This is a genomic window from Photorhabdus laumondii subsp. laumondii, from assembly GCF_003343245.1.
GTDB classification, from domain to species: Bacteria; Pseudomonadota; Gammaproteobacteria; order Enterobacterales; family Enterobacteriaceae; genus Photorhabdus; species Photorhabdus laumondii.
The window spans coordinates 1882231-1905489 of sequence record NZ_CP024901.1 but is presented as its reverse complement, the minus strand read 5'-3'; the positions used below and the strand labels follow the sequence as shown (position 1 = coordinate 1905489).

The window sequence follows — 23259 nt, the reverse complement described above, 5'->3', positions numbered from 1 at the left end:
ATGCGGGTATTGCTTCCTTTTCTGGCGCTCTATCGTCGTCATTGGTTTCTTATCAGTTTAGGCATGGTTCTGGCCACTGTTACACTACTCGCCAGCATAAGTTTACTGACCCTCTCTGGCTGGTTCCTTGCAGGCGCAGCACTAGCAGGTCTTGCCGGTTATACATTCAACTATATGCTACCGGCTGCCGGTGTCCGTGGCTCAGCCATTCTTCGAACTGCCGGACGCTATGCTGAACGGTTGGTTAGCCATGATGCCACTTTCCGGGTATTGGCACATTTACGGGTTTTTGCCTTTCAGAAAATTTTGCCACTTTCACCGGGAGGAATAGCTCGTTTTCGCCAAGGCGAATTATTAAACCGACTAGTTGCTGATGTTGAAACACTGGATCACCTCTATTTACGAGTGATTTCGCCGATATTATCAGCTTTTATCGTTATCATGGTCCTCACTTTCGGCCTTGGCTTTCTCGATCTCACATTAGCCTATACCCTTGGCGGTATTATGCTGGCTCTGTTGATCCTGCTGCCATCAGTATTTTATAACGCAGGTAAATCCGTTGGTCGCAATCTGACTATTCTGCGTGGTCAATACCGCACCCAACTCACAGCGGCATTACAAGGGCAAGCCGAATTGATGGTATTCAGTGCTGTTGGCCGTTTCCGCAAGTCAATGGCTGATATCGAGTCACGTTGGTTAAGATGCCAGCAACAGCAAGCGAACCTAACCGGCTTGTCACAGGCAATCATGATTTTTGCCACCGGTATGACTGTCACATTGATATTATGGCTGGCAGCTAACGGCGTGGGGGGAAACAGCCAGCCGGGGGCACTAATTGCACTGTTTGTCTTCTGCTCTCTTGCCGCATTTGAAACCCTGGGCCCTGTCACTGTTGCATTCCAACATCTAGGACAGGTCATTACCTCTGCAACCCGTGTTTCTCAATTGATGCAACAAGAACCGGAAGTCATGTTTCCTACATCAGGGCCGGAAAGTTCAGCTCAAGCCAGTATTGATATCAAAAATATCAGTTTCACTTATCCTGATCAGCCAATGGCCGTCCTGAAAAATGTTTCTCTCTGTTTGAAAGCAGGGGAACATATCGCACTGTTAGGCAAAACCGGTTGTGGTAAATCTACCTTGCTACAATTACTGACCCGGGCCTGGGATATTGATTCAGGCTCAATCTGTCTGAATCAGCATGCTATTACTGCTTATGACGAATCAACTCTGCGCAGTATGATATCGGTTGTTTCACAACGTGTTCATGTGTTCAGTCATACTTTACGACAGAATTTATTACTGGCAAAACCAAATGCAACCGATAATGAACTAGAAACTGTGCTGAAACAGGTAGGTTTAAGCAATCTACTGGAAACCAATGAGGGCCTAAACTGCTGGATGGGCGAAGGCGGTCGTCAGTTGTCAGGCGGTGAACAGCGCCGCTTGGGAATTGCCAGAGCGTTACTGCACTCGGCACCACTGATGTTACTGGATGAACCTACGGAAGGGCTCGATGCGGATACTGAACAGCAAATTCTATCTCTATTGCGTCAGCATTGTCAGCATAAGTCACTGATTATTGTCACCCACCGCCTGTACGGGCTTGACCATATGGACTGTATTTACATCATGGATGGCGGCACTATTATTGAACAAGGGCAGCATAATGAATTACTGGCTCAGCAGGGTCGTTATTATCAGTTTTATCAGCGGCAACATCAGATTCGTCTTGAACCGGGGCAGTAGCACATGATGCCAATAATTCAATTGAATGCTGATTCATATGATTTCCCTCACCCGAAAGAAGCATTAACGGAGCCTAACGGCTTACTGGCAGTCGGGGGAGATTTATCCGCTAAGCGATTAAATGCAGCCTACCATCAAGGTATTTTTCCCTGGTTTTTACCCAGTGAAATGCCACTTTGGTGGTCCCCCGATCCACGTGCGGTAATCATTCCGGGTGAATTGCATATCGGCCGAACCCTACGCCGGTTTCTGCGCAATACCCCATACCATATTACGGTGAATCATGCTTTTGAACAGGTGGTCCATTTCTGCGCTCAACGGCAGGAAGGAACATGGATAGGCAAAGATATCCAACAAGGCTATAAAAAATTATATCAGACAGGACAAGCACATTCAGTAGAAGTCTGGCACAATGAGCGGATTGTTGGTGGTTTGTACGGTGTCAGCGTTGGCACACTATTCTGCGGTGAGTCTATGTTCAGCAGAATGGAGAATGCATCCAAATGTGCGTTCATTGCCTTCTATCACCATTTTCTGCGACACGGTGGTGAATTACTGGACTGCCAAGTGCTTAACCATCACACAGCTTCACTGGGAGCAAAAGAGATCCCCAGAGAAGAATTTATTCAGTATCTTTATCAATTCAGAAATCGGTCATTAAAAGCTGGTTGCTGGTTACAACAAGTACTGGAATTATAATCAACATTTGACCGATTCATGTTGCTGATAACATAAATATCACTATGCACTATTTGCAAAATAGCGGGTTAAAATACAACATTCCTTTACATAATGAGGGTTTTTCGGCATTATCTTGCCCGTTAAAAACGATGGTTATTAAACTTAGAGGATTAGATGGCCAAAGAAGACAATATTGAAATGCAAGGTACTGTGCTAGACACACTACCAAACACTATGTTCCGCGTTGAATTAGAAAACGGGCACGTAGTCACTGCTCACATTTCAGGTAAAATGCGTAAAAACTATATTCGCATCCTGACAGGCGACAAGGTTACAGTTGAGCTGACCCCATATGACCTGAGCAAAGGCCGTATCGTCTTCCGTAGCCGCTGATTCATTACCGTTTTTAGGTATTACACCACAGGTAGCAACTTTGTATTTTACAACTTTGTATCTTACAACTTTGTATTCACCTGTGGTGTCGCTCTTCTATTAGTGCACTACATCTTCCGGTTTCTGCTTATAAGCATTGCTGAAATCGTAGGTCAGTATGCGTTTTGCCTTATCCAGGCCAATACTCACCGAGCCACCGTGAACTAATGAGCCGAATAGGAGTTCATTTGCCAACGGTTTTTTCAAGCTATCCTGAATGACCCGCGCCATTGGGCGAGCACCCATTGCTTTATCATAGCCTTTATCACATAGCCATTGACGAGCATCCGCACTGACCTCCAGCGAAACGCCTTTTTCATCCAATTGTGCTTGCAAGGCGACAATGAACTTATCAACTACCTGCTGAATGACTTCAATAGAAAGCGTATTAAACCAGATGATACCATCAAGACGGTTACGGAATTCCGGTGTAAACACTTTCTTAATTTCTTCCATTGCATCGGAGCTGTTATCCTGCTGCTTAAATCCAATGGATTTGCGTTGTGTTTCACGTACCCCCGCATTCGTTGTCATGACTAAAATGACGTTACGAAAATCCGCTTTGCGCCCGTTGTTATCAGTCAGCGTACCGTTATCCATGACTTGCAATAACAGGTTAAATACATCTGGATGTGCTTTTTCAATCTCATCAAGCAGCAATACGGAATGAGGATGTTTAATCACCGCATCCGTAAGCAATCCTCCTTGATCAAAACCAACATATCCCGGTGGTGCACCAATTAAACGACTTACTGTGTGGCGCTCCATATATTCTGACATATCAAAACGCAATAATTTGATATTCAACACCTTAGCAAGCTGTACGGTGACTTCCGTTTTCCCTACGCCTGTCGGACCTGCAAGTAGGAAAGAACCCACCGGTTTATTATCCTGCCCCAACCCTGCACGACTCATCTTAATGGCTTCGGTCAATGCCGCAATCGCGCTATCTTGACCGAATACCAACATTTTCAGCCGCTCATCCAATGTTCTTAGAACATCTTTATCACTGGCAGAAACGGTTTTTTCAGGAATCCGGGCAATCCGGGCAACGACGAATTCAATATCCGACACATTAATCGTTTTTTTACGGCGACTAATCGGCACCAGACGGGTACGCGCCCCAGCTTCATCAATCACATCGATCGCCTTATCCGGTAAGTGGCGATCAGTAATGTATTTCACCGATAAATCAACCGCAGCACGGATAGCTTTCGTGGTATAACGTACATCATGGTGCGCCTCATATTTTGGCCGCAACCCTCTAATAATCTGTACCGTCTCTTCGGGTGAAGGCTCAACAATATCAATCTTCTGAAAACGACGCGCTAACGCCCGATCTTTTTCAAAAATATTACTGAATTCATGATAGGTCGTAGAACCAATCACTCTGATACGTCCACTGGATAACAATGGCTTAATCAGATTAGCCGCATCGACCTGCCCCCCTGACGCAGCCCCCGCACCGATAATGGTATGGATTTCATCTATAAATAGAATACTTTTTCTATCCTGCTCAAGGGTTTTTAACAATGCTTTGAAGCGCTTCTCAAAATCGCCACGATATTTAGTTCCCGCTAGCAATGAACCAATATCCAGCGAATAAATCGTACAATCAGCCATCACTTCCGGTACATCTTTTTGCACAATCCGCCACGCCAGCCCTTCTGCAATGGCTGTCTTACCAACCCCCGACTCTCCGACCAACAATGGGTTATTTTTTCGGCGGCGACACAATACCTGAATTGTTCTTTCTAACTCATCCTGGCGGCCAATCAATGGATCAATCTGTCCTCTTTGAGCGAGTTGATTAAGGTTAGTTGTAAAATTTTCCAACCGATCCTCTCCTGTAAGCTGCTCTTCTGCTGATTGCGTGCCCGTCTCCTGATGATCCGATTCCGAGTCCTCTTTTTGAGTTCCGTGAGAAATGAAATTAACCACGTCCAGACGACTCACATCATGTTTACGCAGCAAATAAGCCGCTTGAGACTCCTGTTCGCTAAAGATAGCCACCAGCACATTAGCACCAGAAACCTCTGAACGCCCAGAGGATTGAACATGAAATACCGCGCGCTGAAGAACACGTTGGAAGCTCAACGTTGGCTGAGTCTCCCGCTCATCATTTTCAGGTAACAACGGTGTCGTTTGTGAAATAAAATTCTCCAGCTCCTTACGCAATTGAGCCAGATTGACCTTGCAGGCTTCCAATGCTTCACGCGCTGATGAATTGCTTAACAACGCCAGCAATAGGTGCTCCACGGTCATAAACTCGTGTCTGTTATCCCGTGCTTTAGCAAAGGCAATATTAAGACTAAGTTCAAGCTCTTGGTTGAGCATAAGCACCTCCCCCTAAAAATCAGTATACCTGGTCAGACTTTTTCCAGCGTACAAAGTAATGGATGCCCATACTCCTTGGCATACATATTTACCTGGGCTGCTTTAGTTTCTGCCACCTCAGCAGTATAAACCCCACAAACAGCCTTCCCTTGATAATGGACATCCAACATTAATTGCGTTGCCCGTTCAATATCATAAGAAAAGAACTTTCGTAATACGTCAACTACAAACTCCATCGGAGTGTAATCATCATTGTTAAGAATGACCTGATACATTGACGGCGGCTGCAATTTTTGCTGTCGCTCATCCTTAACAGATTCCTTACTTTTCAAACTGTTATGATACTCGTTCATTATTTTCCCAACGGATTAATCTCTAAAACCAGCCACTGCCAGCAAATAAATTATGTTGCCACTTATCTTATCATTATCTGGGCAACTCCTTTTACCACAGACTATTCCCCTATGAAAACTCAGCATAAAAGTGCATGAACGAAACTCATATCGTTATCTATATCAAACTTTAGTCATTCAAAACAACCAGACATTTGTTCTGTGCTTGACGAGAATTTGATTTTTACTACAGTATGTTTTGTGAACAAACATAGATAATGTCACTGTTTACATGTGATTGTTTACGACTGTTATATTAATGGCTCATCTCAACCGAAATCATTAAACGAGGGATGTAGAAGTATGGAGACAGGTACTGTTAAGTGGTTCAATAATGCTAAGGGTTTTGGGTTTATTTGCCCGGCAAGCGGCGGAGAAGATATATTCGCTCATTACTCAACCATTCAGATGGACGGTTACCGGACGCTGAAAGCGGGCCAAAAGGTGAATTTCAGCGTTCACCTAGGACCAAAGGGAAATCATGCCAGTATTATTGTTCCTCTTGAAAACGAACCCAAAGGCTAAATAGCCTGGCCTGTGGGTCATAACCAAGTATTATTTTCATACGCCGCAGGCAATTACCTGCGGCGTCATCTTATTTCCGCTTATTCTCTTGCCAACGCTTCGATTGGATCAAGACGAGCAGCATTACGGGCCGGTAGAAACCCAAATATCACCCCAATTGCGGTAGAACAGGCGAACGCACTGAGTAATGCAATGGGCTGGAAAACAAAATGCCAACCGGGTAGTGCCAGTTGAGCAATAAATGCAATCGTATAAGACAACCCAATGCCTAAAACACCGCCAACCAGACAAACTAAGATAGCTTCTATCAAAAACTGTTGCCTCACATCACTGGTTCTGGCCCCTACCGCCATACGGATACCGATTTCTCTTGTACGTTCAGTCACCGAAACTAACATAATATTCATGACGCCAATACCGCCAACTATCAGTGAAATTACTGCCACCATCGTCAAAAACAGTTGTAAAGTATGGGCCGTCTTTTCCGCAGCTTTTACCAACATGTCCACGTTATCGGTGAAAATATCCTTTTTGCCGTGGCGTAAAGTCAGCAACTGAACAATCATCTTTTCTGCATCCTTAGAGTTATAATCATCCTTTACTCTAACAGTAATTGAGTCCAGATAACTTCGGTTCATCAGACGGCTGGTCATTGTGCTATAAGGCAACCAGATATGCAGTAATTTGCTATTACCAAATGCAGATTCTCTGTTAGCTATCACCCCCACAATCGTGGCCGGCATATTACCCACCAGGATCACCTCCCCAATCACATTTTTCTGATGAGGAAACAGCTTACGCTGGGTATTTTTATCAATAACCACAACTTGCCCCTGACGGCGTATCATATCCAATGAGAACCCTATCCCTTGGGCAAAACGCAGAGCATAAACCTGAAAATATTCATCACCCACACCAGTCACTTTCGAAGAGACATCAATGTTCCCTTTGCGAAGACGCATTTGACCCTCAATTTCAGGAGAAACAGCCAGAATATAGGGCTGCACTTTAATCGCATCTGCATCCGCTATTTTCAACGCCTGCTTACTGACCGGATCATCAATGCCGAAATCTTCTCCCGGATAAATATCAATGGTGTTCGTGGCAATCTCTTTAATATCGGATAACACCGATGCCCTAGCCGCATCTCCGATAACCAAAATAGTCACAACAGAAGCAATACCAATAATAATCCCCAACATGGTCAGTAAGGTACGCATCTTGTTGACAACCATTGCCCGCCATGCCATGAATAAAGCTTCATTAAACCGCCCAAAGATCTGGCGTATCGACGATATTTTTGATGTTAACGACGGAGTTTGAGTGATTTTTCTACTCACTTGCGTACCAGAGTCACTCATAATGTGACCATCCTTGATCTCAATAATTCGTTGTGCCTGCGCCGCAATTTTCGGATCATGAGTGACAATAATGACGGTATGCCCCTGTTCACACAGTTGTTTGAGAATAGCCATCACCTCTTCGCCGGAGTGGCTATCCAACGCCCCAGTTGGTTCATCAGCCAAAATGACCTGACCACCATTCATCAATGCCCTGGCGATACTGACTCTCTGCTGCTGTCCACCAGAAAGTTGCCCTGGCTGATAGTAGATTCGATCTTCAAGCCCTAAACGACCAAGCAACTCTATTGCTCTCTGGCGACGTGCTGCTTTAGCGGCTCCCGCGTAAATAGCGGGAATTTCCACATTCTGTTCCGCGGTTAAATGAGTCAGCAAATGATAACGCTGAAAAATAAAGCCAAAATGTTCCCGTCTCAGCGCTGCTAATTCATCATTATTCAGTTCAGCAACATTCTGTCCCGCGACCCGGTATTCACCGTTACTGGGTTGATCAAGACAACCAAGAATATTCATCAGTGTCGATTTACCCGAGCCTGACGCACCAATAATCGCGACCATCTCTCCCGCGTAAATAGACAAGGTGACATCATCCAGTACTTTTATCTGTTGCTCCCCAGCGGGATAGCTGCGCTCTATACCTTTCAGCTCAAGTAACGCATTCATTACTCATCCCCTGCTTCACTATGACCGGTAATCACCTGCTCATGCTCTTTCAGACCAGACAGAATTTGTATATTTACATCATTGCGTACACCAACAGTCACTTCCCGTTTCTCTTCTTTACCCCCATTCAGGATATCCACCTCATAGCGAGTCGGTGTAATCTGTTTACCCAAAGCAGAAAGCGGGATCATTAATGTGTCACGATAGGAATCGAGTTGAATTTTCACCTGCGCAGTCATTTGCAAACGCAAAAGTTGCTGGGGATTAGCCACCTCAAAGCGCGCATAGAAGAAAATCGCATCATTAATCTTTTCTGGCGTCGGCAAAATATCCTTCAACACACCAGGAAAATTTTTATCCGGTGCGCCTAATACGGTAAAAGAGGCCTTCTGACCCGGTTTCAGGTAAATAACATCCGCCTCCGAAACTTCCGCTTTTACCAACATCGTGCCAAGATCAGCTAATGTCAGAATGGTCGGGGCTTCCTGTGCCGCAATGACTGTTTGCCCCTGAAGCGTTTTAATATTGACAACAATGCCATCCATTGGTGCGGTAATCCGGGTGTATTGCAAATTAGTCTGAGCAGTATCAAGGCTTGCTTGATTTTTACTGATTTGTGCCAGCAAATTCTCTATCTTCGCTCTTTTCACTTCAACGTCTGTTTTAACCTGATCCAATTCCTGGAGAGAGACCGCCTGCACTTTTGCCAGATTGTTCTGACGCTTTAATGTAAGCTGTGCTAATTTCAATTGTGCCTTGGCTTCTATCAGATCAGCGTTGAGTTCTTTGATCGTAGCTTCAACTTCTTTTACTTGGTTTTGTGCAGGCTTAGGATCAATCAAAGCCAGTAGCTGGCCCTCTACCACCTTATCGCCCACTTCAACATGCAAATTCTGCAACTGACCACTCACCTGTGCACCAACATCCACTTTCCTGACCGCATCCAGTTTCCCCGTTGCCAATACATTTTTTTCCAAATCACCTTTAATGACAGGGACTGTCTGATATTTAATTGTTTCTGGCCCACGCAGAAAATGACCCAGAACCAATGTGATAACTGTCACAATAGTTAACAACACAATCCATCGACGTTTCGAACGAATAAAATTCATTTAAATATCACCATATTAAGCATTAGATTCAGAGAAACGGTAAAAACTGATTTTCTTGCAATACTTTGAAAACCGAGGATTTCCACTCATTCCATTCCAGATAGATGCCGTTCTTTTTACGTTTTATACCCGTTGCAATTCATTAATAACATACTCATCTTAAGAATAAAAAAATTCTTTGAGCAACAACATATTTCACTCTATCCTGGCTATTCTCTTAATGTAAAAAAATTGTTATCTTTTATTTTTATACTCTTTACAATCGATTTTTATACTAAATTTGGATAAAAAGACGTTAATCGTTTTAAAGGATGTTAATTATGTACTCTGGGCTACTGATCATTCTTTTGCCGTTAACGCTAGGCTATCTTACCCATTTAAATAATAAGACACTGTTAAGTGCTGTTCATCACCTTCTTAACGCAATGGTCTATATCATCCTGTTTTTAATGGGAATTAGCCTGGCTTTGTTGGACGATTTAGGCCGTAACCTCTTCTCTATCTTTCAATATGCGATAACATTTTTTTTATGTATTTTTACAGCTAATATGCTAGCGTTATTCCTGCTTGAAAAACATGATCCTTGGGTTGTTAGTCCGCATAAACAGGACAAACCCCCTTCCCGTTTACATATGATTTTTGAATCACTGAAATTATGTGGTGTACTGATTTTAGGTTTCCTATTTGGGCTCACTGGCTGGTCATGGTTGCACTTCTCCAATCATGCCAGTGAAATTGCTTTAATCGTTTTATTGTTACTCGTCGGTATTCAATTACGTAACAATGGTATGAGCCTGAAACAGATATTGCTAAACCGCCGCGGTACCATTATTGCAATTGTCATTGCTGTCAGTGCGCTTACCGGAGGTGCAATTGCCGCACTTATTCTTGGGCTGCCAGTGAAAACAGGTTTAGCATTGGCTTCCGGTTACGGTTGGTATTCCCTTTCTGGCATCTTACTTTCTGATGCTTACGGACCAGTCATCGGCAGTGCTGCATTCTTTAATGACCTGGCTCGCGAACTGGCGGCAATTATGCTAATTCCGGTTCTAATCAATCGATATCGCTCAAGCGCTCTAGGATTAAGTGGTGCCACTTCGATGGATTTCACCTTGCCAATATTACAACGGTGCGGTGGCGTCAGTATTGTTCCAGCAGCGATAGTTCACGGTTTCATCCTGAGTTTGCTCGCACCTTTACTGATCGCATTCTTTACTTAACCAGAATTTGAGCCACAATAATACTTGATGTCATAAATAACAGTTCGGGCGCTTCATGGTCATAAGTCGTCAACAGTAGTTACTTATCCTAATGCTGACCATTTGTGACCTATTCATCTTTTCGCAGTATGACAATAGAATAAATAAGCTTTTATTGACAAATTGCACTAAGGAGAGAATAGAGCGCGTTAATCAGACATGTAATTGAAATATCAATTAATAATATTCTGTGCATAAGATATTGCATAATTATACTAACGGGTTTAGCATCGGACTAAATCACTGACTATTCAGAATTAAAGCATGAGTATTCAATTAAAAAGCATCGATTGCTATTACGGTGTCCATCAGGCACTGTTTGATATTAATCTTGAATGTTCTTCAGGGGAAACGATGGTTTTGCTCGGGCCAAGTGGTGCAGGTAAAAGTACATTGTTACGAGTACTAAACCTGCTAGAAATACCTCGCTCCGGCCAGTTGCATATTGCTAATCATCAATTCGATTTCGAACAAACACCGGGAACAAAGGAGATTCGTTCTCTACGCCAGAACGTAGGTATGGTTTTTCAGCAATATCACTTGTGGCCACACCTTACTGTTATGGATAACCTGATCGAAGCGCCTTGTCGCGTACTGGGTTTATCCAAGCAACAAGCGCAGAAAAAAGCGGATAAGCTCCTTTCCCGTTTGCGCTTAGATGATTTTGCTGGCCGCTTCCCACAACATTTATCTGGAGGGCAACAGCAACGGGTTGCTATTGCACGAGCATTAATGATGGAACCACAAGTTTTATTATTTGATGAACCAACAGCAGCGCTGGACCCAGAAATTACAGCACAGGTTGTCAATATCATCCATGAATTATCCGCTACGGGTATTACACAGATTATCGTTACCCATGAAGTGGAAATCGCCCGTAAGGCCGCAAGCCGTGTCGTATATATGGAAAACGGCCACATTATAGAACAAGGTGACATCAGCCATTTTACGCAACCACAAACCAAAGCCTTTGCTAATTATCTATCACACTAACTATTAATAGGATATAGCGATGAAAAAACTACTTTTTGCAGCCCTCTTAGGCACCGTAGCTTTATCTGCAACCGCCACGGAAAAAGAGATCATTCGTTTTGCCACAGAAGCCACTTACCCTCCGTTTGAGTTCATCGATGCAAATAATAAAATTCAGGGTTTTGATGTCGATTTGGCCAATGCCATCTGTGAGAAAATTAATGCAACATGTACCTTCACTAACCAATCCTTTGACAGCTTAATCCCCAGTCTGAAATTCCGTCGCTTCGACGCTTTAGCCGCAGGGATTGATATCACCCCTGAACGCCAAAAGCAGGTTGATTTTACTAACACTTATTACGATAACTCCGCGGTTTTTATCTCCGTTAAAGGCAAAGTCTCCAGCACCGCAGAGCTGAAAGGCAAACTTGTGGGTATCCAGAATGGTACAACTCACCAGAAGTATCTGATGGAACAACGAAAAGAGATTAAAACCGTTCCTTATGACAGCTATCAAAATGCAATTCTGGATCTGAAAAATGGCCGTCTGGATGCCGTTTTCGGTGACACTGCCGTTGTTAACGAGTGGCTGAAAAAGAATGAAAACTTAAGTACCGTAGGTAACAAAGTCACTGACAAAAATTACTTTGGCATCGGCTTAGGTATTGCAGTGCGTAAAGGTAACAAAGATCTACAAGATAAGCTGAATAAAGCACTCGCTGACATCAAACGAGATGGCACTTATGACATCATCTATGAAAAATGGTTTAAATAAGTAGCCGAATCTCCATGAATGAATTCCAATCTCTAACAAGCGCCGCCGGCATCACCGTCGGCCTTGCCGTGTCTGCATTAGTGCTTGGTCTGATTTTAGCGATGCTATTTGCTGCCTGGGAATCAGCCCGTTGGAAACCCTTCGCCATACTTGGCACCTGTTGGGTCACTCTGTTCAGAGGATTGCCAGAAATTTTGGTCGTGCTGTTCGTTTACTTCGGTGCATCACAACTTCTCATGACACTGGCTGATGGCTTTGACATTAATCTTATCTTCTGGCACTCCAGAATTCAGATAGATATCCAAGACTTTTATGTCAGCCCATTCCTTTGTGGTGTCATTGCACTTTCCCTACTCTACTCTGCCTATGCATCCCAGACACTCCGTGGTGCGATAAAAGCCATTCCGATTGGCCAATGGGAAGCCGGTCAAGCATTAGGTCTTGGTCGCGCTGAAATATTTTTCCGCCTGATCATGCCTCAAATGTGGCGACATGCTCTACCAGGGCTCGGTAACCAATGGTTAGTTTTGTTGAAAGATACCGCACTGGTATCGCTTATCAGTGTGAATGATCTCATGCAGCAAACCAAAAGCATTGCCACACGCACTCAGGAACCCTTTACCTGGTATATGATTGTGGCGCTTATCTATCTGGCTATCACTCTGATCAGTCAGTTTATTCTAAAGAAAATTGAGATGCATACCACTCGCTTTGATCGGAGTGCTCCCTGATGCTTGAGTATATTCAACAAATTTTACCCGGTCTGCAAACCAGTCTAAGCCTGACCGTCACAGCGCTCCTTGCTGCTTTCATGATGTCTGTTCTGTTCACTATGGTTCTGACCATGAAATTGCCGGTACTGACACAACTGGTAAAAGCCTACATTACCCTGTTTACCGGTACACCTTTGCTCGTGCAATTCTTTCTCATTTATTACGGGCCTGGGCAGTTTCCAGCCATAAAAGCGTACCCGTGGCTTTGGCAATTACTGTCTGAGCCTTGGCTGTGCGCAATGGTAACGCTGGCGCTTAACAGTGCGGCATACTCGACTCTGCTATTCTATGGCGCAGTAAAAGCTATTCCTGCGGGTCAATGGCAATCTTGTCAGGCATTAGGCATGTCTAAAGCACAATCTATGCAGATCTTGCTACCCTATGCTTTTAAACGGGCGTTATCTTCCTATTCCAACGAAGTTGTATTGATTTTCAAGAGTACTTCTCTCGCAAGTACGATTACTTTGCTGGAAGTAATGGGATACAGTCAGCTTCTATTTGGCCGCAATTATGATGTGATGGCTTTTATAGCCGCAGGGGTGATTTATCTATGTGTTAACGGTATCCTGACTTTGCTGATGCGGATAATTGAACGCCGTGCACTTGCTTTTGAGCGCCATAACTAAACGGGATAGGGCGCTCTCTTTTGGAGCCCCATCCCCACACATCCTTCCGTTATTCAGTTATGATTTAATACCAATAACGTTAAAACTTCATAATGTTCGGTATGAGGAAACATATCAAACAACTGTGTCTTTTCTACACGATAGTTAGCGAGTGCAGCAATGTCTTTTGCCATTGTCTGAGCATTACAGCTTGAATAAAGAATATAATCCGGCACCATTTTACTGAGATAATCGCACAACACCTTACCAATTCCCCGACGAGGCGGATTGACCAAAACCAATTGCGGAATTTGATCTTTTGCTACAGCAAAATGAGTTGAATCCAAAGCTTGAAACTCGATGTTTTCCAAACCCAGTGTTTTCGCCGAATCGCGAGCACAATCAATGGCTTCTGAGCTGATTTCAATGCCGGTTAAACAGGTATTTTTATCTGCGCAATGCAGACCAAAGCCCCCAACACCGCAGAATAGATCCCACATGCTACTGATTTTCAGTTCACGAACCCAACGCCCTGCTGTTGCATACAATTCAGAAGCCATTTTCGGGTTAGTCTGGAAAAAGCTATGTGGACGAATGTAAAGGGGAATGCCATTGAACTGCTCTTTAAACGCCTTTTGTTCAGTAAACAGAATCTCTTTTTCCCCCTCCAAAATCGCCATATGGATTGGCTGAATATTGGCAGAGATCACCGTAAGCTGTGGCAATTGCTCATGCAACCGGGGTAAAGCACGCTCCAGTTGAGCAATTTTTGTTTCAGAACGCAGTACAAAACGTAACATCATTTCACCGCTATGACGGCTTTCTGTCAGCAACAAATATTTCAGTTCACCTCGTTTACGAGCAACGTTATACGGTGTCAACCCGGCACACGCAATGAACGATTTAACAACATCGAATACAGGCTGAAAATGCGCTGGATAGAGGGGACAATGACACAGATCAACCGCCGTGCCATCACGATGCAACATGCCTAGCAATGGGCGTTCTACACTGCCACTGACGACCATTTTAGCTTTATTACGAAAGGCATCTTGTTGGCTGGCAATCGGAGGTAACCATTGCTTCACAATAGCTTGAGGTAATAACTGCTTTAAATTCTGCTGCTTATCTTCTAACTGCTGAGAATAGGGTTTTTCGAGCCACTGACAAGAGTGACAGTGCCCCGCAGAATAATGCGCACATTGCATTGTTGGATGACCGTGTTGAAAATATTAGTGCAAAGTAAAAGTCGGTGCCTTAACAGGAGCTTGTGACTCCTCTTCCTCTTCAATGTCACCCTCGATTTCGATATCACGATTAATATACAACAAGTTATTACTGTGAATTTCAAAAATCACACCCGCAATCTGCTCTTCGCTTTGTTGCAAGAAATGAGAAAACTGGGAAAAAGTCAGCCCGGCTGAAACAAGGAAAGATTGACACACCACCAATTTCGGTAAGTTTTCATCCTGAATATCAAGAAAAGCCTTGATTGTCAGCGAACTGGCATTAATCTGGCTTAGATTAGCCATCAAAGGAATAATGGCGGTTGGTTTAACTTCAGCCAACGCAGAAAACAAGATTACATTGTCCAACAGATCGATTTTAGCATCAAATAAACCATCAATATTCTGCATATGAGGGAGATGCAGCGCCTGGCATGAATCGCACTCAAAGTAGGAAATTTTGAGCTGATCCAACCACTCACGCAATACTGATAAGTCAGGAATGACAAGTGAACTCATCTAACAACCCCATACAACGGAAAATGAAAAAGCGCTATAGCTTACGAAATAATTCTTTATCGCGCTATCACCAATAACTGATAAATTATTTTTACTTACCGTTATCACTACCTTCTACCTTATTTTTGCTCTCTTTTTTATGATCAACTCCCAGAAAAGAGAGGCCATACACTGCACGCCAAATGATATTAACCGCAGCAGGAACCAAACAACCTATGCCGATGAAAATCATAACAACATGTGCTTCTGGCGTCATTAGTAAATCTGTTAAGATGACAATATCATTAATAGTCAAATATGCCAGGAGCAAGCCTAAAATGCCGACAATTTCTAGCAGGATAACCTGTTTTGGCATATCTGCCAATGAACTCATACTGCCTTGATGACTTTTCATCGTATCCTCTCTTAACAACCTGATGCGACATTATACTACCGGAAACACTGTTACCAAAATTGGTATGATGAATTAAAACAAAAGGTAATTTCTGCTTTTTTTTACCGATCAGTACAGGCATAGTAGCCATCAAATAAGCATGAGTAACACATCACACCGCATTATTTTAATATAACCAAGAGGAATTTATATGTTTACTGTGATTTTCGGTCGTCCTGGCTGCCCGTACTGTGTCCGCGCGAAAGAGCTGGCGGAACGACTGAAAGAGCAGCGTGATGACTTTGACTTCCGTTATGTTGATATTCACGCAGAAGGTATCACTAAAGCTGATCTGGAAAAAACAGTTGGTAAACCGGTAGAAACTGTCCCGCAAATTTTTGTTGATGAGAAACATATCGGTGGCTGCACTGACTTCGAAGCGTACGTAAAAGAACACCAATTGCTACAATAATCGAACTTCAATCGAACTTCTCGTTTTGCTTTCGTTGCGGTGAAAACCGCGATTGATTATTAATCACAGTGGACTCGGTTGATTTGTGCAAAAAATGTTATTTTCATCAAATTGAAAAAAATCTGTTTTTTTTTCTTATCACGAAGAACTTTTTTGCCAAACCGCAGTCTGAATTAATGCCACTGCTTTTCTTTGATATCCCCATATTGAGGAACCCGATAGTCAATCCATTTTGGTTCGAGACTATCGGGTTTTTTTATTGTCTGAAGAGTATACCGTTCACAAACACATAACCGATTCTACAGATGATCAACCTATCAACCACCGGTACTATCAACACGCTGATCTTAAGATTATTATAATATATATCAATGTGTTATTTATTTTTTGTCCAGATGACTGCCTGATGTTTCCTTGACGGAAAGATAAACCAAAAATAAATAACACCAATAATTAAGACAATTACGCTTTACTCTCAGGTCAGCCAACTTTACTCTCTTGCGTCCGACTATCGTGATGTACATAAGTGACTATATGTGAGGCCCGATTTGTTAGAACAAATAAATCATGATCTGTTTACCTTTTTCAATGCTACGCCTGAATCATCACCAGCCATGATTGCAATGGCGACGTTCATTGCAAAATACCTGGTTCTTATTTTCCCTCTAATATTGGCTAGTTTCTGGTTCTGGGGTTCAGAGCGTACTCGCCCTTATCATCGGGTTATCGTCAGTAAAACCACCATTGCCTTCTGTTTTGCTATGCTAACCTCATACTGTATCGGTTTACTCTGCCCTCACGACCGCCCTTTTGCAGAAGGCTTCGGTTATAACTTTCTTCCTCACGCGCCAACAACCTCATTCCCAAGTCATCATGGAACAACCGTCTTCACTTTCGCTTTATCCTTTTTATTCTGGCACAGGATTTGGCCGGGCTTATGTATGATGGCAATTGCACTGGCAATTGCATGGGCCAGAGTCTATTTAGGCGTTCACTGGCCGATGGATATGGTCGGAGCATTTATCGTCAGCCTAATGGGATGCACTTTTGCGCAAATAATATGGAGCCTGTTTGGTGAACGTTTACAAAAAAGATTGAACAGTCTGTACCAACATTGCTGCGCTTTTCCTATCCGTAAAGGCTGGATAAAAAGTTAGCAACATAAATGCAACTTAGTGACTTGAGATAAACGAACGCTATCTCAACCAAAGTCTTTTTATTAGAAATTATTGACTAATTTTACATGCCAAAATGGATATGAGTTAACCAGCAGGGTAATATCCTGTACCCTATCTAGCATTTATTTGCGCTTAAATTCAACTCAACGATTTTCATATAAATCAATAAATCTATATAAATCACTATGTAAATAGATATATAACGAAAGAGATTATTAAAATTTGATCAAAGAATGGCTAGCACATCTTTCATTCATATTATTGATGCTATTAATCTATTATTCTGGTTTTATCTATATCTTTCACAAAGATACAAGTATTACATAAGAGATATCTATTTTAAAATCTGGTAAAAAATTGATATTTATCAATTTATTAACCATTTACTCTATTTGCCATTTTCATTCATTAATATGTAAATAAATAGACAGGAAATAACAAAAACATAAGAAAATAATAAGAGTTGAATAATGGGCAAATTGAGGTTATAATTTGACCTCATTGAAATACGCAATATTTAGACAACAATTACACTAAATCTCGTAACATGATGACTTTTCGGGATGTATTCCGCATTTGAGACTATGATCACGGTACTATTCACTAAAAATCGCTATCTTGCCGCTATCAAAAGTCTGGTCTTAAAATTTCCAGACTTTCTTTCAAAAAAGAAAGTAAAGCGAAAATTTTGGCTTGTTAATTTAAAGTCCAATTTTCGACCAAGATGTTAATGTGGTAATAAAAACGTTTAAATAACCACCAGAGATATTTAGAAAATTTATTTTTTATAAAGAAAGAGTTAGGCCACATGTATTTGCATTTATTGCATACTTGCGGCATTGTAATTTCATTTTTTAATTTACCGCGTTATTCTCGGAGATAACTATGGATATGACTCAAACAGGTACGATCGCATCGCAGGCGACCAGCCCAAGCGATTATAAAACCTGGCGTAAATCAGATACAGTATGGATGCTTGGCTTATACGGTACTGCGATTGGTGCCGGTGTATTATTCTTACCCATCAATGCTGGTATTGGTGGCCTACTACCTCTTTTGGTAATGGCGCTACTGGCTTTCCCAATGACTTTCTTCGCCCACCGCGGGATGTGTCGTTTCGTTCTATCAGGTAAAAACCCTGGCGAAGATATTACCGAAGTCGTAGAAGAACACTTTGGCAACCTGGCAGGTAAACTTATTACTCTGCTCTACTTCTTCGCTATCTACCCGATTCTCTTAGTTTACAGCGTTGCTATTACCAACACCGTAGACAGCTTTATTGTTCACCAATTACACCTGCCATCACCTCCTCGTGCTCTGCTGGCTCTGATCCTAATTACTGGTGTAATGACCATCATCCGTTTTGGTGAACAGGCTATTGTTAAGGCAATGAGCGTGCTGGTATTCCCATTTGTTGCCGTTTTGATGCTACTGGCGTTTTATCTGATCCCTAACTGGAATACCGCAATCTTCGAAAACATCAGCGTTTCTGCATCGAGTGCAAGTCATGGGCTGCTCATTACTCTATGGCTAGCGATCCCAGTAATGGTGTTCTCCTTCAACCACTCGCCAATTATCTCGGCATTTGCGGTGGCAAAACGTGGAGAATATGGTGAGCATGCTGAGAAAAAATGCTCCCGCATTCTAGCTTACGCCCATATCATGATGGTTGTAACCGTGATGTTCTTCGTATTCAGCTGCGTATTAAGCCTGTCTCCAGAAAATCTGGCAGAAGCCAAAGCACAAAATATTTCTATTCTGTCTTACCTGGCTAACCACTTTAATACACCAGTGGTTGCCTACATCGCTCCGTTTATTGCATTCATAGCAATTACCAAATCTTTCCTTGGCCATTATCTGGGTGCACGTGAAGGTTTTAATGGTATTGTGGTTAAGACATTGCGTGACCAAGGTAAAACTATTGAGCCTAAAAAGCTGAATCGTATCACTACCATTTTCATGTTAGTAACGACTTGGATTGTCGCTACTCTGAACCCAAGTATTTTGGAAATGATCGAAAGATTAGGTGGTCCTATTATCGCAATGTTGTTGTTCATTATGCCAATGTATGCAATCAGCAAAGTTCCTGCAATGCGCAAATATAGCGGCAAGCTGAGTAATCTGTTTGTCGTCTTTATGGGATTAGTTGCTATCTCTGCTGTCCTCTACTCACTGTTTGCATAATAAACATTTGGTTGCTGTTCTCTTCAAGCGGGCAGCAACCGAATAACGACATGAGCTAGCTAGCGGAAAAATTTAAACTACACTACCCACTTCACCCAATTCCCCTGCTGTTCATCATATTGCCACAAATCGTCTTCGTTAAAATATCCACGTTCGTCTATTGGTACCCCTTGCTGTTCTTCTTCGTCCCATTGTTGCCGCAACTTATCTGTCAGGATATAAGGCGTCTTGGTCACAATCTCTCCAGTAAAAGGAAACCTATTGCCAGCCTCTTCAAGACGGATAAACCTGGCATCGGTAGAAATATTAGAGATAACTACCGCCTCAGTTGCTGAAGGAAAGAGAATATAACCGTTAATCAACGGGAAATATCGCGGCAAACCCGGCTTATACGGTGATGGAATGATATCAACGGCGTTCCACATAAGAAGATAATCTAACCCCTCATCGTTATTAGGCCCCATTGGATAACCTTGGTAAAAATAACGATTATGAATTGAATAGTTACCCGTCAATACATATGCAATATAAAAATAGTAACTAATCAGATCTACTTCTTCTGTTCTAAACGTACCGAATATTGAATGTAAAGGAAATGTCCCCATACCACCAAGGAGACCAAGAACCTCATACTGTTCATCATGACCATATTGATCAATATATCTCCCGGTCTTGATTTTCGACACCTGCATATCTGTCAAAATGTTATCTCGTCCATTACTTGGATTGAATCTATATCGACCATAAAGAAAGTGCAGACTATCCTCATAAATGTAAGTAAATTGCTCCTGATTAAGCTTATGGAGAGGATTAGGTTTATCCGCCCACCGTTTGTCATCACCTAAATTATTACGATTTCCAAAACGGATAGAAAGCGCTAACGGATCAAGATATGACATATAACCACCTTTTCATCATAGAATAGTGAATTCTAATTATTTTATTTCTAATAACATTCTTTTATTAACAAATATAAAATTACTCCAATACAATTTATCCTTAATATTGAAATAGTTATTTATATGGCTATTTTATTTATTATTGAGTTTTTTAAAGAATAGACCAATACTTCATAAATAAAAGTTTTTTTTATAAAAAACACATACAACATCTCATTTGCATTAATATTTATATAAATTTCAAATAAATAAATTAACCATATTTATTTACAATAATTAAAAATATAATTTAAATTTTTAATTATCAAACTAATCATTCAAAATAAATAAATTACAAATAACATTTTAATTTAATATAATTATATGAAATACAAAAAATTCCGGTTATTTTATATTTATCACATTAACAATTTATTTTCTATTTTTTGGCAATATGACTCTACTTATCAATTAATTACATATTTTTTTCAAATTTATTTGACAACTTATAAATGGCACCTATAGTTATATGTGTTAGAGAAAATGTTATATGCCAATTAAAAACGTTAACTGTCCTATATTTTTAGCGCAAAAAAAATTTCTTATGTAGATTGCTTTTATAGTAGAAGTACCAACCACCTTATATTTCTCAAACGGACGATTTTCCGTTATTTATTCTGAGATAATATAGGCTTATTTATCAATTAATTACATTATATTTTGGAGTTTACATTATGATTAATGACATGCATCCTTCTTTAATTAAAGATAAAGATATAGTAGATGACGTAATGCTACGTAGCTGTAAAATCATTGCAATGAAAGTTATGCCAGACAAAGTTATGCAAGTTATGGTGACTGTATTAATGCATGATGGCGTATGTGAAGAAATGCTTTTGAAATGGAATCTGCTAGACAATAGAGGCATGGCGATTTATAAAGTTCTGATGGAAGCGCTTTGCGCTAAGAAAGATGTGAAAATTAGCACCGTAGGAAAAGTAGGTCCTCTCGGCTGCGATTACATTAATTGCGTAGAAATCTCTATGTAAAATAATTGATTGTTGAAATGCTTGAGCCAAATAATAGACTCCTAATAGAGACTCAATCTGATTAAAGCGATCTCATTGATCGCAAAATACAGTACTGTTGTGATAGGAATTTGGCACAACATTTCTCTGGTATAATGAAGCTGACTTTTATATACCCTATGGATTTCAAGATGCATCGCGGCGGCAAGGGAGTGAATCCCCGGGAGCATAGATAACTATGTGACCGGGGTGAGCGAGTGCAGCCAACAAAGAGGCAACTTGAAGGATAACGGGTATAACGGCACATTCTACCCTATCTAAGGCAGAGCGTAATATTAACGCTCTGCCTGCCATAACTACATTTAATAAAAAAAACAGAAAATCATAAAAATAATATAAAACAAACTTTCAATAAATTAAAATCAATTAACCAGGTTATCTATTTCACATAAAAATATCAATAAATTATTATCAAAATTCAATTTCACTCAAAAAATTTCTTTTAGGAATTATTTTTAATAATAGCACATACCATCCGCTCAATCTTTAAAAACAGGGTAGAACAACGCCTCTTTATTGCACACAGTGAATACTTAACAACATATGTAATTACATCAATAATATTTCCATATTGTAATTATTAATTAAATATCATACACCCAGGTATTATTAAATCTAAAATAGATTTAAATAAATTAATTTCAGAGATTGCAGTCATATATCTCCATGCAAGATACTATAGGATAAGAATAATTTCATAATGTTTTATTTAAATATCAACTAGAAAATTAAAATTTAAATCATTCACCACATACTGCTAGTACGCTTCAATTCCTGCCGCCCATTCCGTACCCATACTCTATTAATAAGAATATCCTGCATAAATAATACTTACTGGAACAGATTGTTAATTTCTCAATTTCAACAACAGGAAATAAATATCAATATTATTTTTTGATTAGAGTGATACATTTGATTATTATAACCATTTAGAGGAAATATATTATTGGCGACTTTTTAACAGCATCAATAATTATATAATATAGATAAACTTTTAATATAGATTACAATTACCAATTACCTTATATTTCTTCGGCGGACAAATGACTGCTCCGTACATTTTAGTAAAGAATTCTATTTTTCAATTACGTTAAATTAAAAGGTTAACACGATGAACTATACAAATCCTTCTTCTAATGAAGTGGTAACAGAAAATAAACCTGAACAGACTTCTCCAAACCCTAATTACTATTTTGCGGTTGGTACAGTAACTTCAGTTCAGGCTGCACCTGATCAAAACCAATTGCAAGTGACTGTCACTATGCAATTCCCTAACGGCAAATTTAACTATCTGTTATGGTGGAATGCTCAGGACTACAGAGGTGCAGCACTGTATCATCTTCTTCTGAGCGCTTGCAGTAGTAACAAACGTGTAAATATAACTTCTTCATCAGCGGTTTCTCCTGGTGGTTACAATTATATCTACAACGCAACATTATTGGCTTCTTAAGATAAAGTCATAAATTGTTAAATAGCTCCACCTAATTCCTTATTGTTAAAATATAAATTGGGTATAGCATTTATCTGGTAGAATAAAGCTAATGTTGAGTAAAAGCTAAAAACATTTTCTACCATATACTCCCCTCTCTAGGTAGAACCTTAACCACAGGGTTCTGCCTGTTCTCGCAACACCGTTTTAAATTCACGGTAATTAATAAATAACACCTTATTTCAATAATGCTATTTTAATGTCATCAATCTATAT

General features: G+C 40.9%; 22 protein-coding genes. 14 read left to right on the top strand and 8 right to left on the bottom strand.

Annotated features, from left to right (window positions below):
- The 3 genes from cydC (at window position 1) to infA (ending at window position 2823) form a co-directional block, all read left to right on the top strand.
- Window positions 1–1749 carry a heme ABC transporter ATP-binding protein/permease CydC gene (cydC, locus tag PluTT01m_RS08315; protein WP_011145893.1) on the top strand — a complete coding sequence of 583 codons (1749 nt, stop codon included), beginning with the start codon at window positions 1–3 and terminating at the stop codon, window positions 1747–1749.
- A gap of 6 nt (window positions 1750–1755) precedes the next feature.
- On the top strand, window positions 1756–2448 hold the full coding sequence (gene aat, locus PluTT01m_RS08310) for a leucyl/phenylalanyl-tRNA--protein transferase (RefSeq protein ID WP_041380764.1): 693 nt from the start codon (window positions 1756–1758) through the stop codon (window positions 2446–2448).
- Window positions 2449–2604: 156 nt separating this feature from the next.
- The gene (infA, locus tag PluTT01m_RS08305) at window positions 2605–2823 is read left to right on the top strand and encodes a translation initiation factor IF-1 (RefSeq protein WP_002211347.1); all 219 of its coding nucleotides are present in this window, start codon (window positions 2605–2607) and stop codon (window positions 2821–2823) included.
- 99 nt (window positions 2824–2922) lie between these two features.
- Here the strand turns inward: infA and clpA are convergent, their stop codons facing one another.
- Window positions 2923–5199 carry an ATP-dependent Clp protease ATP-binding subunit ClpA gene (clpA, locus tag PluTT01m_RS08300; protein ID WP_011145891.1) on the bottom strand — a complete coding sequence of 759 codons (2277 nt, stop codon included), beginning with the start codon at window positions 5197–5199 and terminating at the stop codon, window positions 2923–2925.
- A gap of 32 nt (window positions 5200–5231) precedes the next feature.
- A complete protein-coding gene (gene clpS, locus PluTT01m_RS08295) occupies window positions 5232–5552 on the bottom strand; it encodes an ATP-dependent Clp protease adapter ClpS (RefSeq protein ID WP_011145890.1) in 321 nt (106 codons plus the stop codon).
- Window positions 5553–5894: 342 nt separating this feature from the next.
- Here clpS and cspD point away from each other — a divergent pair, with 342 nt between their 5' ends.
- Window positions 5895–6116, top strand: a complete 222-nt coding sequence (cspD, locus tag PluTT01m_RS08290) for a cold shock-like protein CspD (RefSeq protein WP_011145889.1) — start codon at window positions 5895–5897, stop codon at window positions 6114–6116.
- A gap of 80 nt (window positions 6117–6196) precedes the next feature.
- On the opposite strand, the gene macB is transcribed toward cspD, so the two are convergent.
- Complete coding sequence (gene macB, locus PluTT01m_RS08285) at window positions 6197–8140, bottom strand: macrolide ABC transporter ATP-binding protein/permease MacB (protein ID WP_011145888.1); 1944 nt, start codon at window positions 8138–8140, stop codon at window positions 6197–6199.
- The gene (gene macA, locus PluTT01m_RS08280) at window positions 8140–9252 is read right to left on the bottom strand and encodes a macrolide transporter subunit MacA (protein WP_011145887.1); all 1113 of its coding nucleotides are present in this window, start codon (window positions 9250–9252) and stop codon (window positions 8140–8142) included. Before macA ends, macB begins: the two co-directional genes overlap by 1 nt.
- 320 nt (window positions 9253–9572) lie before the next feature.
- Here macA and PluTT01m_RS08275 point away from each other — a divergent pair, with 320 nt between their 5' ends.
- From PluTT01m_RS08275 to artM, 5 genes are all read left to right on the top strand, one after another.
- Window positions 9573–10472, top strand: coding sequence for a LysO family transporter (locus PluTT01m_RS08275; RefSeq protein WP_011145886.1), 900 nt, complete (start codon window positions 9573–9575; stop codon window positions 10470–10472).
- A 303-nt stretch (window positions 10473–10775) separates the two neighbouring features.
- Window positions 10776–11504 carry an arginine ABC transporter ATP-binding protein ArtP gene (artP, locus tag PluTT01m_RS08270; RefSeq protein ID WP_011145885.1) on the top strand — a complete coding sequence of 243 codons (729 nt, stop codon included), beginning with the start codon at window positions 10776–10778 and terminating at the stop codon, window positions 11502–11504.
- Between the two features lie 19 nt (window positions 11505–11523).
- Window positions 11524–12258 (top strand): arginine ABC transporter substrate-binding protein, encoded by a 735-nt coding sequence (gene artJ / locus PluTT01m_RS08265; protein WP_011145884.1) that lies wholly within the window; start codon window positions 11524–11526, stop codon window positions 12256–12258.
- A 14-nt stretch (window positions 12259–12272) separates the two neighbouring features.
- Complete coding sequence (gene artQ, locus PluTT01m_RS08260) at window positions 12273–12989, top strand: arginine ABC transporter permease ArtQ (RefSeq protein WP_011145883.1); 717 nt, start codon at window positions 12273–12275, stop codon at window positions 12987–12989.
- Window positions 12989–13657 carry an arginine ABC transporter permease ArtM gene (gene artM, locus PluTT01m_RS08255; RefSeq protein ID WP_011145882.1) on the top strand — a complete coding sequence of 223 codons (669 nt, stop codon included), beginning with the start codon at window positions 12989–12991 and terminating at the stop codon, window positions 13655–13657. The genes artQ and artM overlap by 1 nt, the downstream gene beginning before the upstream one ends.
- Before the next feature lie 53 nt (window positions 13658–13710).
- Here artM and rlmC read toward each other — a convergent pair whose 3' ends face one another.
- From rlmC to PluTT01m_RS08240, 3 genes are all read right to left on the bottom strand, one after another.
- Window positions 13711–14844: a 23S rRNA (uracil(747)-C(5))-methyltransferase RlmC gene (gene rlmC, locus PluTT01m_RS08250; protein ID WP_011145881.1), complete on the bottom strand. Its 1134-nt coding sequence runs from the start codon at window positions 14842–14844 to the stop codon at window positions 13711–13713.
- Between the two features lie 24 nt (window positions 14845–14868).
- Window positions 14869–15381 carry a type III secretion system chaperone family protein gene (locus PluTT01m_RS08245; RefSeq protein ID WP_011145880.1) on the bottom strand — a complete coding sequence of 171 codons (513 nt, stop codon included), beginning with the start codon at window positions 15379–15381 and terminating at the stop codon, window positions 14869–14871.
- Between the two features lie 91 nt (window positions 15382–15472).
- Entirely contained in the window at window positions 15473–15775 is a 303-nt protein-coding gene (locus PluTT01m_RS08240) for a YbjC family protein (protein WP_011145879.1), read from the bottom strand.
- Between the two features lie 190 nt (window positions 15776–15965).
- Here PluTT01m_RS08240 and PluTT01m_RS08235 point away from each other — a divergent pair, with 190 nt between their 5' ends.
- From PluTT01m_RS08235 to PluTT01m_RS08225, 3 genes are all read left to right on the top strand, one after another.
- A complete protein-coding gene (locus PluTT01m_RS08235) occupies window positions 15966–16226 on the top strand; it encodes a GrxA family glutaredoxin (RefSeq protein WP_011145878.1) in 261 nt (86 codons plus the stop codon).
- Window positions 16227–16774: 548 nt separating this feature from the next.
- A complete protein-coding gene (gene ybjG / locus PluTT01m_RS08230; RefSeq protein ID WP_011145876.1) occupies window positions 16775–17383 on the top strand; it encodes an undecaprenyl-diphosphate phosphatase in 609 nt (202 codons plus the stop codon).
- A gap of 906 nt (window positions 17384–18289) precedes the next feature.
- On the top strand, window positions 18290–19588 hold the full coding sequence (locus PluTT01m_RS08225) for an HAAAP family serine/threonine permease (RefSeq protein WP_011145875.1): 1299 nt from the start codon (window positions 18290–18292) through the stop codon (window positions 19586–19588).
- Window positions 19589–19665: 77 nt separating this feature from the next.
- Here the strand turns inward: PluTT01m_RS08225 and PluTT01m_RS08220 are convergent, their stop codons facing one another.
- Window positions 19666–20487 (bottom strand): hypothetical protein, encoded by an 822-nt coding sequence (locus PluTT01m_RS08220; protein WP_011145874.1) that lies wholly within the window; start codon window positions 20485–20487, stop codon window positions 19666–19668.
- A 713-nt stretch (window positions 20488–21200) separates the two neighbouring features.
- On the opposite strand from PluTT01m_RS08220, the gene PluTT01m_RS08215 reads away from it, so the two are divergent.
- Window positions 21201–21515, top strand: coding sequence for a hypothetical protein (locus tag PluTT01m_RS08215; protein WP_011145873.1), 315 nt, complete (start codon window positions 21201–21203; stop codon window positions 21513–21515).
- Between the two features lie 1150 nt (window positions 21516–22665).
- Window positions 22666–23004 carry a hypothetical protein gene (locus PluTT01m_RS08210; RefSeq protein ID WP_011145872.1) on the top strand — a complete coding sequence of 113 codons (339 nt, stop codon included), beginning with the start codon at window positions 22666–22668 and terminating at the stop codon, window positions 23002–23004.
- The last annotated feature ends 255 nt before the right edge of the window (window positions 23005–23259 follow it).